Source organism: Paraburkholderia sp. UCT70 (assembly GCF_050434085.1).
Lineage (GTDB): Bacteria > Pseudomonadota > Gammaproteobacteria > Burkholderiales > Burkholderiaceae > Paraburkholderia > Paraburkholderia tuberum.
This window is the reverse complement of the sequence record NZ_JBNPVZ010000004.1, coordinates 891129-907483: the sequence shown is the minus strand read 5'-3', so window position 1 is coordinate 907483 and position 16355 is coordinate 891129. Positions and strand designations below refer to the sequence as shown.

General features: G+C 62.2%; 14 protein-coding genes, 1 pseudogene and 1 other annotated feature. Of the genes and pseudogenes, 5 read left to right on the top strand and 10 right to left on the bottom strand.

All coding sequences use genetic code 11. The features are described 5' to 3' along the window. Positions 1–46: 46 nt before the first annotated feature. Positions 47–1279 (top strand): annotated as a pseudogene (locus OKW41_RS29800) (IS3 family transposase). After that, positions 325–441 (top strand) — a sequence feature (AL1L pseudoknot). It overlaps the preceding pseudogene by 117 nt. 31 nt (positions 1280–1310) lie before the next feature. Here OKW41_RS29800 and OKW41_RS29795 read toward each other — a convergent pair. From OKW41_RS29795 to OKW41_RS29785, 3 genes are all read right to left on the bottom strand, one after another. Beyond that, complete coding sequence (locus tag OKW41_RS29795; protein ID WP_429574850.1) at positions 1311–2666, bottom strand: hypothetical protein; 1356 nt, start codon at positions 2664–2666, stop codon at positions 1311–1313. Beyond that, positions 2663–2962, bottom strand: coding sequence for a DUF5681 domain-containing protein (locus tag OKW41_RS29790; protein ID WP_429574849.1), 300 nt, complete (start codon positions 2960–2962; stop codon positions 2663–2665). Before OKW41_RS29790 ends, OKW41_RS29795 begins: the two co-directional genes overlap by 4 nt. Before the next feature lie 274 nt (positions 2963–3236). Beyond that, positions 3237–4106: a hypothetical protein gene (locus OKW41_RS29785; protein ID WP_429574848.1), complete on the bottom strand. Its 870-nt coding sequence runs from the start codon at positions 4104–4106 to the stop codon at positions 3237–3239. Positions 4107–4399: 293 nt separating this feature from the next. On the opposite strand from OKW41_RS29785, the gene OKW41_RS29780 reads away from it, so the two are divergent. The 3 genes from OKW41_RS29780 to OKW41_RS29770 all read left to right on the top strand — a co-directional run bounded on the left by OKW41_RS29780 (position 4400) and on the right by OKW41_RS29770 (position 6178). After that, positions 4400–4705: a hypothetical protein gene (locus tag OKW41_RS29780; RefSeq protein WP_429574847.1), complete on the top strand. Its 306-nt coding sequence runs from the start codon at positions 4400–4402 to the stop codon at positions 4703–4705. 216 nt (positions 4706–4921) lie between these two features. Then, positions 4922–5200 (top strand): hypothetical protein, encoded by a 279-nt coding sequence (locus OKW41_RS29775; RefSeq protein WP_429574846.1) that lies wholly within the window; start codon positions 4922–4924, stop codon positions 5198–5200. 186 nt (positions 5201–5386) lie between these two features. Further along, positions 5387–6178, top strand: a complete 792-nt coding sequence (locus tag OKW41_RS29770) for a TIR domain-containing protein (RefSeq protein ID WP_429574845.1) — start codon at positions 5387–5389, stop codon at positions 6176–6178. 251 nt (positions 6179–6429) lie between these two features. Here the strand turns inward: OKW41_RS29770 and OKW41_RS29765 are convergent, their stop codons facing one another. The 7 genes from OKW41_RS29765 to OKW41_RS29735 form a co-directional block, all read right to left on the bottom strand. After that, positions 6430–7473, bottom strand: coding sequence for a tRNA dihydrouridine synthase (locus tag OKW41_RS29765; protein WP_429574844.1), 1044 nt, complete (start codon positions 7471–7473; stop codon positions 6430–6432). 273 nt (positions 7474–7746) lie between these two features. Further along, complete coding sequence (phaR, locus tag OKW41_RS29760) at positions 7747–8418, bottom strand: polyhydroxyalkanoate synthesis repressor PhaR (RefSeq protein ID WP_429574843.1); 672 nt, start codon at positions 8416–8418, stop codon at positions 7747–7749. 137 nt (positions 8419–8555) lie between these two features. Then, a complete protein-coding gene (locus tag OKW41_RS29755; protein WP_429449652.1) occupies positions 8556–9296 on the bottom strand; it encodes a 3-ketoacyl-ACP reductase in 741 nt (246 codons plus the stop codon). Positions 9297–9523: 227 nt separating this feature from the next. Next, positions 9524–10705 carry an acetyl-CoA C-acetyltransferase gene (locus tag OKW41_RS29750; protein WP_429449649.1) on the bottom strand — a complete coding sequence of 394 codons (1182 nt, stop codon included), beginning with the start codon at positions 10703–10705 and terminating at the stop codon, positions 9524–9526. Positions 10706–10902: 197 nt separating this feature from the next. Beyond that, complete coding sequence (phaC, locus tag OKW41_RS29745) at positions 10903–12717, bottom strand: class I poly(R)-hydroxyalkanoic acid synthase (protein ID WP_429576505.1); 1815 nt, start codon at positions 12715–12717, stop codon at positions 10903–10905. Between the two features lie 606 nt (positions 12718–13323). Further along, positions 13324–14187, bottom strand: coding sequence for a peptidoglycan editing factor PgeF (gene pgeF, locus OKW41_RS29740; RefSeq protein WP_429449647.1), 864 nt, complete (start codon positions 14185–14187; stop codon positions 13324–13326). After that, positions 14184–15434 (bottom strand): RluA family pseudouridine synthase, encoded by a 1251-nt coding sequence (locus tag OKW41_RS29735; protein WP_429574842.1) that lies wholly within the window; start codon positions 15432–15434, stop codon positions 14184–14186. The genes pgeF and OKW41_RS29735 overlap by 4 nt, the downstream gene beginning before the upstream one ends. A 38-nt stretch (positions 15435–15472) precedes the next feature. Between OKW41_RS29735 and OKW41_RS29730 the strand changes: the two genes are divergently transcribed. Further along, on the top strand, positions 15473–16333 hold the full coding sequence (locus OKW41_RS29730) for an outer membrane protein assembly factor BamD (RefSeq protein ID WP_090804648.1): 861 nt from the start codon (positions 15473–15475) through the stop codon (positions 16331–16333). The last annotated feature ends 22 nt before the right edge of the window (positions 16334–16355 follow it).

The window sequence follows — 16355 nt, the reverse complement described above, 5'->3', positions numbered from 1 at the left end:
CCGCCCCGGATTTGGTGGAGGCTCCAACTCTTGAGAGAATGGAGCCATGAACAAGTCGAACAAATTTTCTGCTGAAGTCCGGGAACGTGCAGTGCGCATGGTGCAAGAGCATCGGGGCGAGTATCCGTCACAGTGGGCGGCGATCGAATCCATCGCCCCCAAGATCGGCTGCACGAGCCAGACATTGCTGGGGTGGGTCAAACGAGATGAAGTCGATAGCGGCGAGCGCGAGGGCGTGAGCACGTCGGAACGCGAACGTCTTAAGGCACTGGAGCGCGAAGTCAAGGAACTGCGCCGCGCCAACGAGATTCTGAAACTGGCGAGTGCGTTTTTCGCCCAGGCGGAGCTCGACCGCCGCCTGAAGTCCTGAAGGCCTTCATCGATCAGCATCGAGACACCTTCGGGGTCGAGCCGATCTGCAAGGTCTTGCGGATTGCCCCGTCGGGCTACCGGCGCCATGCTGCGCAGCGTTCGCGATCCGTCGCGCCGCTGCGCACGTGCGATACGCGATGAACGCCTGCGGCCTGAGATCCAGCGTGTCTGGCAAGCCAACATGCGTGTCTACGGAGCGGATAAAGTCTGGAAGCAGATGAACCGGGAGCGCATTGCGGTGGCTCGCTGTACGGTCGAACGGCTGATGAAGCAACTGGGTTTGCGTGGCGTAACGCGAGGCAAACGTGTTCGCACGACCATTGCCGATGCGGCGGCCGCTCGCCCGCTGGATCGGGTCAACCGGCAGTTCAGGGCGGACCGGCCAAACGAGCTCTGGGTTTCTGATTTCACCTATGTCTCGACGTGGCAGGGCTGGCTCTACGTGGCCTTCGTGATCGACGTGTTCGCCCGACGGATTGTCGGCTGGCGCGTCAGTTCGTCGATGACTACAGACTTCGTTCTGGATGCACTTGAACAGGCACTTTATGCGCGGCGCCCAGGCGGAGATGGAACGTTGATACATCACTCCGACAGAGGCTCGCAATACGTCAGCATTCGCTATAGCGAGCGACTGGCCGAAGCGGGCATCGAGCCCTCGGTTGGTAGCCGTGGCGACAGTTACGACAACGCACTGGCCGAGACAATCAACGGTTTGTACAAGGCCGAACTGATTCATCGCCGCACCTGGAAAACACGCGAGTCCGTCGAGTTGGCAACGCTGGAATGGGTGGCCTGGTTCAATCATCATCGATTGATGGAACCCATCGGCTACATCCCGCCGGCTGAAGCTGAGGCAAACTACTATCGGCAACTTGAAACATCGGTCGCCGAACCCGCATTAACTTAAACCAACCAGCCTCCACGATTCCCGGGGCGGTTCAGAAGTCCAGATCGATGCCGACGACGTAATGCACTGAAGAGAATTCCCCCTGGACAATCCGAACGTAGCTTCCCGGCTTGATGAGTTCGTTCGCGCGAATCCGTGCCATGCCGCTTTCGAGCAGGGAATTGTCCTTGTTCGATGCGACGACGATCGCCCGCCGATCGTTGATCCAGTTTGCCATGCTCGTGTTGCGGGCCGCCTGCAGGGGCGCCGGCTGTCCGCTAGACATGGTCGTCACGTCGTCACCGCCCATCTGCGTCGTGGTCTCCATGACGCGCACGCCGTAAAACTGCTCTGCCGAGTTGGCATACTGGCCGAAATCGACCGTGTTGACCGTCGCGCCCTGGATCGCGAACTGCTGTTGCTGAATGTCGCTCACGAGTTCGAAGCGCGGCGCCCGCGTCCAATAGTAATTCGCCACGTTCGAGTCGCTGCGCGAGACATTCAGGCTGATCACGTCCACATCCGGTACGTCGATAGGAATCAGCGCCAGCGCATCGCCCTGTATCAGGTTCCCATTGAGATCCTTGAGTGGTGCAGGCCGGTAGACGACGTACGCGCCATCTTCACGGTCCTCAATGAAGAGTTCGTTCCACGCCCCAACATCGCCGAATGAGGAAAGCAGCCCATAGATTGTGCCCTCCTGGTTCTGCACACCGCCGACGTCGACCGTGCCGTGCGCAACGGATATATCGGTCTTGAAGGCCGTCGGATTCGGCGAATTCGTCGGCATGAGCGACCCAAGAAACGGGTTGATGATTTTCTGAACAACCTGCGCCACAAAATCGGCTGCCTTCAGCGTCGTGACAAACCCCACGCCGAACCGCTCGAACAGCTTGAACGAAGACAGATAGTTTTCGCCCACCACGTAGCCCGGCATGTATTTGATCTGCATGATCTGCCAGAGTTTGCCCATGTCTTGTCCGGCGATCGTCACGGTGCGTTGAGGACGGCCGTCGTTGCCTATCGCCTGGTTGCGCGAGATCTCGGACACGAATCCACGCATCAGGATCGGCGGCTTGGTTGGATTGCCCGTCGACGCACTTGGCACGTTATGTCGCATGCGGATCTCGATGAAATCCTGCGGCTCGATCAGCCCGTACAGCGACTCGAGGGAACCACCCTGCGTATATGGTTTGTCCGCCACGGTCAGCGAGAACCCGCCCGCAGGCTCCCTGACTGACTTCGAAACGAGCAGGCGCCCCGCTTCGCCAAGGTACGGCGTCAGGTCGATCGTCCTGTTCGTGTCGAGCACACGTTGCGATACCGGCGTCTGACCGTCGACAGTCTGACGCCCGATAGTCTTGAAAACCACGACGCGCACGTCGGGCACGTAGAGCTGAACGTTCATGCCGCACCGCCGTCGATGCAGGGCAGAGCCGCCGAGCTTGTGCCAAGACCGGTCGCCGCGTTCTTGAGTGACTGGGGCGCCTCGAAGCCCGACGCGAGAATGATTACCAACGCGGCCGCACACTCAGCGTTTCCGGCCAGCGCGAGTCGCATCGTCGTCGCCACCAGCTCCGCAGCGTTATCGGCGATCAAACGCGCGAGCGCTCGCCGGGCCTTCTCCAGCGACTTCGCCGGGCCTGCAGGGTTGCCTGATTGACCGGGCTTGAATCTCGTGCCGGCGCCTTTTTCGGTTGCCATCGTGCTCCTTGTCGAATGGTTTCGTGCCGCTCGATCGAGCTTTGGCGCACACGCAGTTCCACTTTCCTGTCACGACCTGTGGCAGGCACGAAAAGATGCGATAGCAGGCACGCAGCAGGGACGTGAGCGACGCGGCGGCGGGGCGCAAAAAAGGCCGCTCGAAGCGGCCTGTGCCCAGCCCTACTGTCGACGCCGAGCTTTATGCCGGCGGTCGACTCGGAACCGCGTGAAACTCGTGGCCGGTGGTCCGCGATACAGCGCACCGACTCACGAATCAGCGATCCGTTAGCTGCACGAGCTTTGATGGATCGCACTCCAAATAGCGCTCACTATCGTCATAGCCGGGTTTACCGTCTCGTCGCAGACACGTCACCCACCAGACGTCGTCGCAACACGTGCTAACCACGTAAATCTCGTCCGGCGTATCTGTCCTTCCTTTCTCCGCCCGTGACAACGCGTCTGCGACAAGGTCGTGGTTGGTTAGTTGGATGTCGTCTTCTTCGAGCACCAAGACGGTACATGCGTCGTGATCTCGCTTCCACTCCGCGAGCTTCCCGTACTTGTCGTCACATGACTTCCTAATGCGATCGAACCTTGCCGCCTCAATGTTGCTTTCCACCAGATAAGCAACGCTGAACCGTCCACGAGGCCCCAATACGGCAAAGCGATGAAGCGAGACGGCGAAAGGAACCCCGGTGAGTGTCACCTTTTGAATCGGCGTGACGTAGCGGCCATATGGCGCGATCGGGAAAGTCAGCGCAGACTCCCGCACCCATTTCACGAGCACGTCTTGAATTTTCGCGATCTGAGCGGGCTTCAATCCCACTGTTGCATCGACCGGAACATGCAGTTCAAACGATTCCGTGCCGGGCAGGATACTCGCGAGCCGGCTCTCGATCGGACCGAAGAGGCGGCGGTTCCGTACCGTCATCGCGATCTGATCGGGGAACGGTTCGATCCCAGTATGTTCGAACGCGAAGAGACGTCCGCCGATGGTGCAAGCAAGATCAATCGGCGCGGCATGCCTGTCCCGTTCAGGTGATCGAACATCGTCGCCGCGACAGACGCCCTCGCGTGCCTCGATGTGCCGGAGGACAGCATCGAGAGCTTTCCCCTCGTTGAATCTTTTGCTGATCGCTTTCAATCGATTTTGCTCAGTAGTTGTGGCAGGCTCGGATAACGGAATCTTCGCACGACGACGCCAGCGTGAACACATCCTAAATCTGTCGTGCCATCGCCCAAGGTGCCCAACGGAGACAACGCCTGCGGGATCGACAGGATGCATCCGGGCGCAGGGCGGGCGCAGCGCTCCGCACCTCTCTCCCGGCATACGCGCATGCCTCCGGCGACGACCCGTGGCCGATGCAGGCAACTACAATACAATCCGATTCACTGCACGACCACGGAGGTACGCGTGAACGCAGAAACGGCGCAGCTGTGGCGTTTATCAACAGCATCATCGAGGATCGAACTATGACAATAGAATGTCCGCAGCAATACTCTGTGTGGGAAAACGATAAAGGCGGAAAGATCTTTGTTGAGGATGTCTACGACGAGGCGACGGACCCGGAGGTCGAGCTCGAGGAAGGCGACGAGCCGCAGTTCTTTGTAACCGTCGTACCGTACGCCGATCGCAATAACATGGATGTCCCCGCTGACGAGCTCGACTCTGAGCAGTGGGTCGAACTGATCGAGGTAGACGGGATTCGACAGACTGGAATCGAGCCGCCAAGTGGTGCATGAATATCGAGTGGCACCCCTCGTACTGCGCCCTAACTGCGCCCGGTACAAAGCGCCAAGCTTTGGAATGTGCGCCAGAAGCGCCTCCGGCGTCTCAAACAACAGATTATCAAACTGATAATTTCTCTTTTAAAACAAAGAGTTGAATCAAATCCACCGTAACGGTAGACTGCGAGGACGCCGCCCAACATCCTGGGCGCACGAACAGTCGGGAACTAGATGGAAGCGCAACAAATTGCTAAGAGCGACGAACCGGAGATTCGCGACCTTCAAAATTCGGTGATCAGCGCGATTAGCTACGCCGGATTCCACGTGACGACCGTGAACGGTGAACCCGCTATGCTCGCCATAGTGGACAAAGATGGCAACGTAATCGACTCAGGCGCCGGCGTCGCCATTGCAGCTTGGAACGTCGCAATCAACTCGTATCGCGGCTTCCTAAAGGGATCGGGACACCTGCGCGTGCACTCGGGGCCACCGAAAGGTATGAACACGTAGAGTGAGCGTCCGTTAAGGCGCCGTTTTCATTCATGACGCATCCCGTGTGCCAATCAGACCTCCGTTGGCGTGAGACGGCACAAAAAGAAACGGCGCTTCGGCGCCGTTCTCGTTTAAAGGGTTTCCGATCGCAGCCGCTTGAGATTGCCACTAACATAGGCCAATCTAACGAGACGGAGAATCGAATTGAGCAATGTCGGGATAGTGATGGCAAAACTGGCTGGCATTCGCAAGGCTGTCGCCAGGGAGCTAGAAGAAAAGATCAATGTCGATCGCGCGGGTGGAAGATTGCGAACAAACTTCGGCGCCGGGTCCGCCCACCATTTTCTGCAAGCTACGGAGCTCGTCGATCAGCTTCGTACACTCCTACCGGACCTGTACGGCGACTTCCACGTCATCCAGACGAAGCCGTTACAGGAAATGGCTGCGAAGAACCCGGACGGCTCCCCATTGTTCAATTACTCGCGCGGGCAACTCGAGCAGCTTGCTCGCGATGTCGACCAAATTATTGAGATTCGCGCGAATAGCGAACTCGTCCACTCTGCAACGGCGCGCACCGAGGAGTTAAAGCGCGTTTTCGTTTCTCACGGGCGCTCGAAAGACTGGCTCGAAGTGCAAGCCTACATTGAAAAGGACATAGGACTTTCAACAATCGAACTCGCCCAGGAAGCGAGCGCGGGCCAAACCATCATCGAAAAGTTAGAAGCAAATTCCGCCGAGTGCGATAGTGCAGTAATCGTAATGACCGGCGACGACCTCGACAGCGACGGACAAGCGCGTGCTCGCGAAAACGTGATCCACGAGATTGGATTTTTCCACGGGAAGTATGGGCGAGCGCGGGTTTGCCTGCTGCACGAAGAAGGCGTCAGCATCCCTAGCAACCTGTCAGGCATCGTCTATGTACCTTTCCCCAAGGGCTACGTCTCAGCTTCTTTTGGTGTCCTCGTCCGCGAACTCAAATCCATGTACAAGCTCTAGACCGAACGCACTGCAACTACTCTTGAGCCCCGCCCGATGCGGGGCTTTTGCATTCATGCCCTATCGTCGCCTGGTATATATAAATTGTGCTTCGGGCAGCCGAGAGAGACGAAGCCGACTTTCGGCGTGGCGCCCGGCACGGCCGGAGCGTTCGAGGGGGTGGAAGACATGGGGAACCGCTTGAAGACGTTAAACCCTGAATTGTAGCGGTTCGCCACCGCCACCGCTCGTAAGTCTTTGAATTCTAGTCTTCAAACGGGGATGGGTTCGGCAGGACCGGGTTGATTCAGCTCGCTATTTTCGTCGCTGGAAACGTGCTGACGCGTCGGCGCCGACGCGTCTCCGGCCGCCAGCGCCTGGCCGATTACCATAAGAATTTCGTCAGAGTCCTGCACTCGCCGGATCGCCGCATGCAGTTCGGCGGCTTGTGGCCAGGTCCTCTGCAGGTAGCTGAGCCACTTCTTGACGCGGCCGTGCTCATGGGTCAGCGTGCCATGCGCCCGCAGCTTGTTCATGTAGCCGACGATGGAACCCAGCACCTGCTGCCATTCGTCGGCAGATGGACACGGGTCGATGAGCCCGCGGATTCGCTGCGCGAGGAACGGATCCGACACGGCGCCGCGCCCGATCATCACGTCCGCGCAGCCGCTGACCGAGCGGCAACGCTGCCAGTCCGCCACCGTCCAGACTTCGCCGTTCGCGATGACGGGCACGTCGACGGCGTCGTCGATGCGCGCGATCCACTCCCAGTGCGCAGGCGGCCGATAGCGGTCGTCGCGCGTGCGCGCATGCACGACGAGCGAGGCCGCGCCGCCGTCCGCGAGCGCCTGCGCGCATTCGATCGCCCGCGACGTGTCGGACACGCCGAGGCGCATTTTTGCCGTCACCGCGATATCGGCAGGCACCGCGACGCGCACGGCCGAGACGATCTGGTTCAGCAACTTCGGGTTCGCGAGCAGCATCGCGCCGCCGCCGTGCTGATTGACGACTTTGGCGGGACAGCCGAAGTTCAGGTCGATACCGTAGGGCGACAGCATGGCCGCGTACGCGGCATTGCGTGCCATCCACTCGGGATCGCTGCCTAGCAGCTGGATCACCATTGGCGTGCCACTGGCGGTCACGCTCGCGTGCAGGATTTCGGGCGCCTCGCGCTCGTAGACGCGGGTTGGCAGCAGCGAGCCTGTGATGCGGATGAACTCGGACACGCAGCCGTCGAAAACGCCCGCGCTCGTCAGCACGTCGCGCAGCACATAGTCAGCGAGCCCTTCCATTGGGGCGAGAAACAGCCGGCTCATGAGCGGTGTGGGTGAACGGCGGGTCAGAGCAGAATGATCCGCGCGGCCTTCGCAACGGAAGACGCTGACGCGATCAGGGAGACGGTCTGAAACATAGGACGGGTCCAGCGGAAGAAACGGTAACGGCGCAAGCAGCGGTGTGCCGGCAGTGGACGCAACGGACATCGAGCCGCGGCCGGAATCCGCTTCCGACGGAAAAGCGTCCCCACGCGCGGGCCGCCATTGTAGCGCGTCGGCGGCTGCACTCCCGCGAGCTCGCCGCCATTCACTCCTTCACTTCTTCTCCGTCTCCGGATTGCCCTGCGGCGTGGCCGGCGCATTGCTCACATTGCTCACATTGCTCACATTGCTCACATTGCTCGCATTGCTCGCATTGCTCGCATTGACCGCATTGACCGCGCCGCCCGGCGTAAACGGGAACGTGGCGAACATGGTCTTCGCCTGATTCTGCATCTGTTCCTGCATCTGCACGAACATGTTCTTCGATTGCTCGATGTAGCTGGTCATCATGCCCTGCATCATCGGCGCCTGCATGTTCATGAACTGCGACCAGACTTCGGGGTTCATCGCCTTTCCTTCATAGAGATTCTTCGACTGGTCGGCAAGCTTCGCCTGAATGTCGATGAAGGCCTGGATGTTCTTTTCCAGATACGTGCCCATCATGCCCTGCATCGCATGACCGTAGAACCGGATGATCTGCGATAGCATCGACGACGAGAACATCGGCAGGCCGCCGCTCTCTTCTTCGAGAATGATCTGCAGCAGGATCGCGCGCGTCAGGTCCTCGTTGCTTTTGGCATCGATCACCTTGAAATCTTCCTGATCGAGCACGAGTTGCTTCACATCAGTCAGCGTGATGTAGGTACTCGTCTCGGTGTCGTAGAGCCGACGATTCGGATATTTCTTGATCAGTCGTTCGGCCGTTTTCTTTGTAGTAGTAGTCATGTAACGCCTTTAAGCTCGAGTTAAGCAAACGCGGAAACGGCGTCCGGGCTGTGCAACGGGATCCATTGCGCAGCCGGGACGCCGGCGAAACCATCTGAGCCGAAGCGCGCCGCCTTCCGGTCCGGCGCACTGATGGCTCAGCCCATATGCAAGCCGCCGTTCAGCGAAAAATCGGCGCCCGTGGCGAAGCCCGATTCTTCCGACGCAAGCCACGCGACGATCGAGCCGATTTCGGCCGGCTGACCGAGGCGGCGCACCGGAATCGTCGCGACGATTTTTTCCAGCACGTCCGGGCGGATCGCCTTGACCATGTCGGTGCCGATGTAGCCCGGCGACACGGTGTTGACCGTCACGCCCTTGGTCGCGACTTCCTGTGCGAGCGACATCGTAAAGCCGTGAATGCCGGCCTTCGCGGTCGAATAATTGGTCTGGCCGAACTGGCCCTTCTGGCCGTTCACCGACGAAATGTTGATCACCCGGCCAAAGCCCCGCTCGACCATGCCGTCGATCACCTGCTTGGTGACGTTGAACAGGCTGGTCAGATTAGTGTCGATCACCGCCGTCCAGTCTTCGTGCGTCATCTTGCGGAACACGACGTCGCGCGTGATGCCGGCATTGTTGACCAGCACGTCGATCTCGCCAACTTCGGCCTTGACCTTGTCGAATGCGTCCTTGGTCGATTGCCAGTCACCGACGTTACCCTCGGAGGCGACGAAGTCGTAGCCGAGTACCTTCTGCTCGTCGAGCCACTTCGCACGGCGCGGCGAATTCGGGCCGCAGCCGGCGATCACCCTGAAGCCTTCCTTGTGCAGACGCTGGCAGATGCTGGTGCCGATGCCGCCCATGCCGCCCGTTACGTACGCAATTCGCTGTGTCATAAACCACACTCCGTTATCGTTGTCGAGGCGCCTGCCGGCGGCCTCGCGCCTCGCCAGATGCTGGTTCGCGTTGCCGCCGGGCGACCGTCCGGCAACGCGCACTGCCGACACGAGTCACCTGTTGCAACGCGCCGCACCGCCAGTTGACGTGCGGCGCGGCCAGATGCCTGTGCTGGCGAAGACCGCGCGCGACCGGTCGCGAATGCGCGCGGCGTACCCAGCGTACTTTAAACGCGCTCGACCGCGAGCGCGACACCCATGCCGCCGCCGATACACAGCGACGCCAGACCCTTCTTCGCATCGCGCTTCTGCATTTCGTACAGCAGCGTGACGAGAATCCGGCAACCGGACGCGCCGATCGGGTGGCCGATCGCGATCGCGCCGCCGTTCACGTTGATCTTCGACGTGTCCCAGCCCATCTGCTTGTGCACGGCGAGCGCCTGAGCGGCAAACGCTTCGTTGATTTCCATCAGGTCGAGGTCGGCCGGCGTCCAGCCCGCGCGCTCGAGGCAACGGCGCGAAGCCGGTACCGGGCCCATGCCCATCACCTTCGGATCGACACCCGCGTTTGCGTATGCCTTGATACGCGCGAGCGGTGTGAGGCCGAGCGCTTCCGCTTTTTTCAGCGACATCACGAGCACCGCGGCTGCGCCGTCGTTCAGACCCGATGCGTTGGCCGCCGTGACCGTGCCTTCCTTCGAGAACGCCGGCTTCAGGCTCGCGAGTGATTCGGCCGTCACGCCATGACGCACGAATTCGTCGGTGGTGAAGCGCAGCGGCTCGCCCTTGCGTTGCGGAATCTCGACCGGCACGATTTCGTCGTTGAAGCGCCCCGCCTTCTGCGCGGCTTCCGCCTTGTTCTGCGACAGCGCCGCGAACGCGTCCTGCTGTTCGCGCGTGATGCCGTGCTCCTTCGCGACGTTCTCGGCCGTCACGCCCATGTGGTACTGGTTGTAGACGTCCCACAGGCCGTCGACGATCATCGAGTCGATCAGCTTCGCGTCGCCCATGCGGAAACCGTCGCGCGAACCCGGCAGCACGTGCGGCGCGGCGCTCATGTTTTCCTGGCCGCCTGCCACGACGATGTCCGCGTCACCGGCGACGATCGCGTTGGCCGCGAGCATCACGGCCTTCAGACCTGAGCCGCAGACCTTGTTGATCGTCATGCCCGGCACGGCCGACGGCAAACCCGCCTTGATCAGCGCCTGACGCGCGGGGTTCTGACCGGAGCCCGCCGTCAGCACCTGGCCCAGAATAACTTCGCTCACCTGTTCCGGCTTCACGCCTGCCCGTTCGAGCACGGCGCGCACCGCGAGCGCGCCGAGTTCAGGTGCGGCAATCTTCGCCAGCGACCCACCAAACTTGCCCACTGCAGTACGAGCGGCCGATACGATCACAACATCAGTCATTTCCATATCCTCCGGGCATCCCGGCCAACTCCGCCGCAGCCCGTTACGTTAAAAAATTGCGTTGCAACTTGCGTTGCTCTCACGCCTTCATCAACCAGACGCTCATTCACCTGCCAAACACCTATGCACCGGCCGACTGCGCACTATGTCGACGTCGACAGCAATGTCGTACGCGCGCGTCGAGCCTGTGCGTGAACCTACTCCCGTTGCCGCACGTAGCGGCCCGGCGCCGGCTCGATGACCGGGAATTCGTCGGAGCCCAAATTGGCGCGAGGCTTCACTTTCTTGCCGCCGTACTGATCGAGCCAGTCGGTCCATTCCGGCCACCAGCTGCCGGGCACTTCGGTCGCCGCGTCGAACCATTCGTCCGCGCTTTCGGGCAGCGTCTTCGCGTCGGTATCGAGCTTCCAGAAGCTGCGCTTTTTCTTCGCGGGCGGATTGATCACGCCGGCAATATGGCCCGACGCGCCGAGCACGAACTTTAGCGGCCCGGTGAGCAGCGGCGCCGACGCATACGCGGTTTGCCACGGCACGATATGGTCTTCGCGCGAACCGTAGATGAAGGTCGGCACGTCGATCTTCGACAGATCGATCGGCTCGCCGCAGGTGGTCAGCGCACCGGGCTCGCGCAGCTTGTTCTCGAGATACGTGTTGCGCAGATACCAGACGTACATCGGCCCAGGCAGACTGGTCGAGTCGCTGTTCCAGTACAGCAGGTCGAACGGTACCGGCGTGCGGCCCTTCAGGTAATTGTCGACGACGTAGTTCCACACGAGGTCGTTCGGGCGCAGGAACGAGAACGTGTTCGCGAACTCGACGCCGCGCATCAGTCCCGGCGGCGCGCCGTTCTTGCCGCCGATGCTCTGCTCGCGCATCTGCACGTGCGCCTCGTCGACGAACACGTCGAGCACTCCCGTGTCGGAGAAGTCGAGCATCGCGGTGAGCAGCGTCATCGACGCGGCCGGATGTTCGCCGCGCGCCGCAGCCACCGCGAGCGCGGTGGCGAGCATCGTGCCGCCGACGCAAAAGCCGAGCGTATTGATCTGCTCGCGGCCGCTGATCTTGCGCACGGTGTCGATCGAGGTGAGCACACCCTCGCCGATGTAGTCGTCCCACGTCTTGTGCGCGACGGACTGATCCGCGTTGCGCCACGAAACCAGGAACACCTGATGGCCCGAATCAAGCCCGTGCGCGACGAGAGAGTTTTCGGGTTGCAGGTCGAGAATGTAGTACTTGTTGATGCACGGCGGCACGATCAGGAGCGGCCGCTCGCGCACGGTCGCCGTGCGCGGCTTGTACTGGATCAGCTGCAGCAGATCGTTCTCGAACACGACCGAGCCTTCGGTGTTCGCGAGGTTCTCGCCGACCGCGAAACGCGATTCGTCGGTTTGGGAAATCTTGCCGCGCTGCATGTCGGTGAGCAGGTTCATCACGCCCTGGCGCAAGCTCTCGCCTTTACTGTCGAGCAGCGTTTTCTGCGCTTCGGGATTCAGCGCGAAGAAGTTGCTCGGCGAGGCCGCCGCGGTCCACTGCTGGACCGCGAAGCGAATGCGCTCGCGGGTTTTCGGCTGGGTGTCGAGCGCGTCGACCAACTGCTGCAGATAGCGCGCGTTCAGCAGATACCACGCGGCGGTGAACGCGTAGGCGGGCGCCGCGCTCCAGGCGTCCGCGCTAAAGCGCCGGTCCTTGAGCTCGGGCGCCTTGATCGCCGACGTGGTGGCCTGCTGGATCAGCTCCATCGCCTCGCGCGAATAGTCGGTCTGCAGCTTCTGCAAACGCTCGGGCGGAATCGCGGCGGTGGGAATGCTCAGCGCCGGCAACGACGGCAACGCACCGGCGGCCAGCTTGCTGAAGTCGGGCATGCCGGGAAACGCCGGTATTTGCGGGAAGCCCGCCGTTATCTGTGCAAGGTCCGGCATCTGCGGCATTGAGGGCATCTGAAATGCCGTGCCATCGGGCTGCGCGCCGAACGAACGCCAGGCGTTCATCCAGGCGTCGAGAAATTGCTGCATGCCTGCGGCTGACGATGCACCGCTCGTACCGGCCTGCTGCGTCTGCTCCTTCGAGGAGTCGGTGCTGGGGGAAGCTGAGGAATGAGATGCTGCCATACCTGCTTTTGACCGGTAAGTCCTTGCGGACGGGTTGAGAGGCAGGTCCGTGCGCATGTGGCGATTGCTCGCGACTTCGTCACGCCCTGTCCCATGAACGACGAGGAGCTTAGGAGGAACATTCTTGCTCCCCATCACAAGGCATGTCAATGCTTGCTCCAGATTTTGCCGCAGTGCGATAGTTTTTTAATTATCGTTTTCCCTGTATGGCAAATCGCGCTTTAACGAATCAAATGATGCCTGCCGCGGGTAAATCCGAAAAACTCCTACGGCGCATGGCAATTAAGCATATTTATTCGTTCGGTCGCCCACACAGCCGGCGGGCGATTCGCGCTATCGACGGGCCTTCCGGCAGCGCAACAAAAAATGCGTGTGAAGCCCGGGGAACGGGCCGTCAGCGACGGGTCGGCCGTGGGATTCGCGAATAACGACCCGGCGCGCATTCACGCGAAATAAAACCACCGCTCGATTTTAAAAGTATGACAAGATGCGTCCGCGCGCCATCCCGAATTAATCGGCAATTGATTGCGCCTGTTCGTCGATCCAGATCAACGCGGCCATGCGACCGGTCTCGCGATCACGGCGATACGAATAAAAACGCTCGCGCAACGTGACCGTGCACAGATCGCCGCCGCTGATGCGCGTTAGGCCGAGCCGCTGCAGGCGCAGGCGCGCCAGCGCCGGCAGATCGGCGAGATATTTGCCGGCATTCGCGGGATGCGCGACGAACGCCTGCGCGGTCGCGTCGCGTTGTGCATCGTCGGCACCGGTCATGAAGGCGTCACGCACGTCTGCGCCGACTTCGAATGCGGTGGGCCCGATCGACGGCCCGAGGTACGCATGCAGCTCGCTCGCCCGCACACCCGCCAGCGCCGCGACCCGCGCGGCGGTCTGCTCGACGATGCCCGCCGCGAGTCCGCGCCACCCGGCATGCGCGGCGCCGACCGCGCGCCCCGCTTCGTCGCACAACAGCACCGGCATGCAATCGGCGACCATGACGACGCACGCGATGCCCGCGCCATCGGTGACGCTCGCGTCGGCGCGCGCCGGCGCACCATGGTCGCGCGCGTGCGCGATCGCATCCTCGGCGCGGACGATGCCGGCGCCATGGATCTGTTCGAGCCACGCGGCCTCGCGAACACCGGCAAGCGCGACGAGCCGTGCGCGATTGCTCGCGACCGCGGCGGGATCGTCGCCGGTCTTCATGCCCAGATTCAGCCCGCCGGGCTGGTCGGCGCCGTCGCGCCAGCGGCCGAACGGCGCGTCGCTGACGCCGCCGTCGCGGGTGGTCACGAGCGCGCGCACGCGCGGCGACACGTTCCATGCGGGTTGCACGACATCGGCAAAACCCAGCTCCGGGAGATTGGTGCTCATGCGTGATCGTCCTCGTCGTGGTCGCTGTCTTCATCGTACGCGCCGTCGTCGAACGATCCATCGCAGTCCTCATCCTCGCCATACGCATCGTCAAACTCGCCCGAGTCGTCGCGACCCAGACCGAGCGCGGCCGACAACGCCTCGATGTCGGCCGGCACGTCGGCGCGCCATTGCATCGAGCGGCCGGTCTTCGGATGAATCAGGCCGAGCCGCCACGCGTGCAGCGCCTGGCGCGCGAAGCCGTCTGGCAGCGGCGTGACCGAGCGCTTGCCGCGCGCGCGTCCGTACACGGGATCGCCGAGCAACGGATGACCGATGTGCGCGCAATGCACGCGAATCTGATGCGTGCGCCCCGTCTCCAGATCGCAGTGAATCGCCGTGACCGGCTGACGCTGCCAGATCGCCGAGGCCACGCGCCGGAAATGCGTGCGCGCCGGCTTGCCGGCCGCGCCCGTCACGACGGCCATGCGCGTGCGCTCGCGCGGATCGCGGCCGATCGGCGCGTCGATCGTGCCTTCCTCGGGCAGGTTGCCCCACACGAGCGCGAGGTAGCGGCGCTTGACCGTGCGCGCCTGCAACTGGCGCACGAGGTCGGTCTGCGCCTCGAGCGTGCGCGCGACCACCATCAGCCCCGAGGTCTCCTTGTCAAGCCGATGCACGATGCCCGCGCGCGGCAGACCCGCCGCGGACTCGCCATAGCGGTAGAGCAGCCCGTTCAGCACGGTGCCGCTCCAGTTGCCAGCCGCCGGATGCACGACCATGCCGGCCGGCTTGTTGATGACGACGAGCGTGTCGTCCTCGTAGACGATGTCGAGCGGCACCGGCTCGGGCGTGAAGGCGAGCTGCTCTGGCAGCAGATCGGGCACGAGCTCGATCGTCGCGCCAAGCGGCACCGGCTGGCGGATCTTCGCCGCCTTGCCGTCGACGCGCACCCGCTGCGCCTCGATCCAGCTTTGCAGACGGCTGCGCGAGAACTCCGGGAATACTTTGGCGAGCACCTTGTCGAGGCGCTCGCCGGCCAGTTCGTCGGGTACCACGACGCTGCGCGGCGCTTCGTCGGCCACGCGCACGGGCACGGGTGCCGCCGCGGCCGCAGAGCCTTGCGGGCTGCTTGCGGCGAGCGCGTCGCTGGAGAAATCGTCGTCGAGGGAATCGACGCCCAACGCGTCGGCCGGGTCGGCGCTTACGCTATAATCTTCGTTGCTATTCCCGGCGCCTGCGGCGCCTGGAGTATTTGAGCGGGTCATTGAATCTGGGTCACCTGGACGTAAAGCTAGACTGGAAAATGCGAGCCTTGAACACCATCACTGAAGCGGCGATCAATTTGGCGGCCATCAAGAAGGCGGCCCGGAAAGTGGCCGGATACATTGCATGCGCCGCGGCCGTCGTCGCTGTTGCGGCTTGCCACGGCCTGCCGGAGAAGACCGACGAAACGGCAGCGTGGAACAACAACAAATTATATACGGAGGCGAACGACGCCCTGACCGGTGGCGACTGGGGCAAGTGCGCGAAGTATTTCGAGCTGCTCGAGGGCCGCGACCCGTTCGGCCACTTCGCCCAGCAGGCGCAGATCAACGTCGCGTACTGCAACTGGAAAGACAACGAAAACGCCGCCGCCGACCAGGCCATCGACCGCTTCATCCAGCTGCACCCGGATCATCCGGACATCGCCTACGCGTATTACCTGAAGGGCATGATCCACTTCAACGACGACCTCGGTCTGTTCGGCCGCTTCTCGGGCCAGGATATGAGCGAGCGCGATCCGAAGTCGCTGCGCGAGTCGTATGACGCGTTCAAGGTCGTGGTGGACCGCTTCCCGAACAGCAAGTACGCGGCGGACGCAGCGCAGCGCATGCGGTACATCGTGAATGCGCTTGCATCGCACGAAGTCCACGCCGCGGACTACTACTATCGCCGCGGCGCCTATGTCGCCGCCATCAACCGTGCGCAGCTCGCATTGCGCGAGTACAAGAACGCGCCGGCCATCGAAGACGCGCTGCACATCATGATCCTGTCGTACGAGAAGCTGAACAACCAGCAACTCGCCGACGACACTCGTCGCGTGCTGGCCGGCACCTTCCCCGACAGCCCGTACGTGACCGGCCACGCACGGCCCGGCACGGCGAAGTCGTGGTGGCAGTTCTGACGCCTCACGCGCCGACGGCACA

Excerpts from the sequence above, each read along its gene's own strand:
- OKW41_RS29790 (WP_429574849.1), bottom strand. The coding sequence starts at position 2,962 with ATGGCAACCGAAAAAGGCGCCGGCACGAGATTCAAGCCCGGTCAATCA.
- phaR (WP_429574843.1), bottom strand. The coding sequence starts at position 8,418 with ATGACTACTACTACAAAGAAAACGGCCGAACGACTGATCAAGAAATAT.
- OKW41_RS29755 (WP_429449652.1), bottom strand. The coding sequence starts at position 9,296 with ATGACACAGCGAATTGCGTACGTAACGGGCGGCATGGGCGGCATCGGC.
- OKW41_RS29775 (WP_429574846.1), top strand. The coding sequence starts at position 4,922 with ATGGAAGCGCAACAAATTGCTAAGAGCGACGAACCGGAGATTCGCGAC.
- phaC (WP_429576505.1), bottom strand. The coding sequence starts at position 12,717 with ATGCAGCAATTTCTCGACGCCTGGATGAACGCCTGGCGTTCGTTCGGC.
- OKW41_RS29795 (WP_429574850.1), bottom strand. The coding sequence starts at position 2,666 with ATGAACGTTCAGCTCTACGTGCCCGACGTGCGCGTCGTGGTTTTCAAG.
- OKW41_RS29735 (WP_429574842.1), bottom strand. The coding sequence starts at position 15,434 with ATGACCCGCTCAAATACTCCAGGCGCCGCAGGCGCCGGGAATAGCAAC.
- OKW41_RS29750 (WP_429449649.1), bottom strand. The coding sequence starts at position 10,705 with ATGACTGATGTTGTGATCGTATCGGCCGCTCGTACTGCAGTGGGCAAG.
- OKW41_RS29730 (WP_090804648.1), top strand. The coding sequence starts at position 15,473 with ATGCGAGCCTTGAACACCATCACTGAAGCGGCGATCAATTTGGCGGCC.
- pgeF (WP_429449647.1), bottom strand. The coding sequence starts at position 14,187 with ATGAGCACCAATCTCCCGGAGCTGGGTTTTGCCGATGTCGTGCAACCC.
- OKW41_RS29765 (WP_429574844.1), bottom strand. The coding sequence starts at position 7,473 with ATGAGCCGGCTGTTTCTCGCCCCAATGGAAGGGCTCGCTGACTATGTG.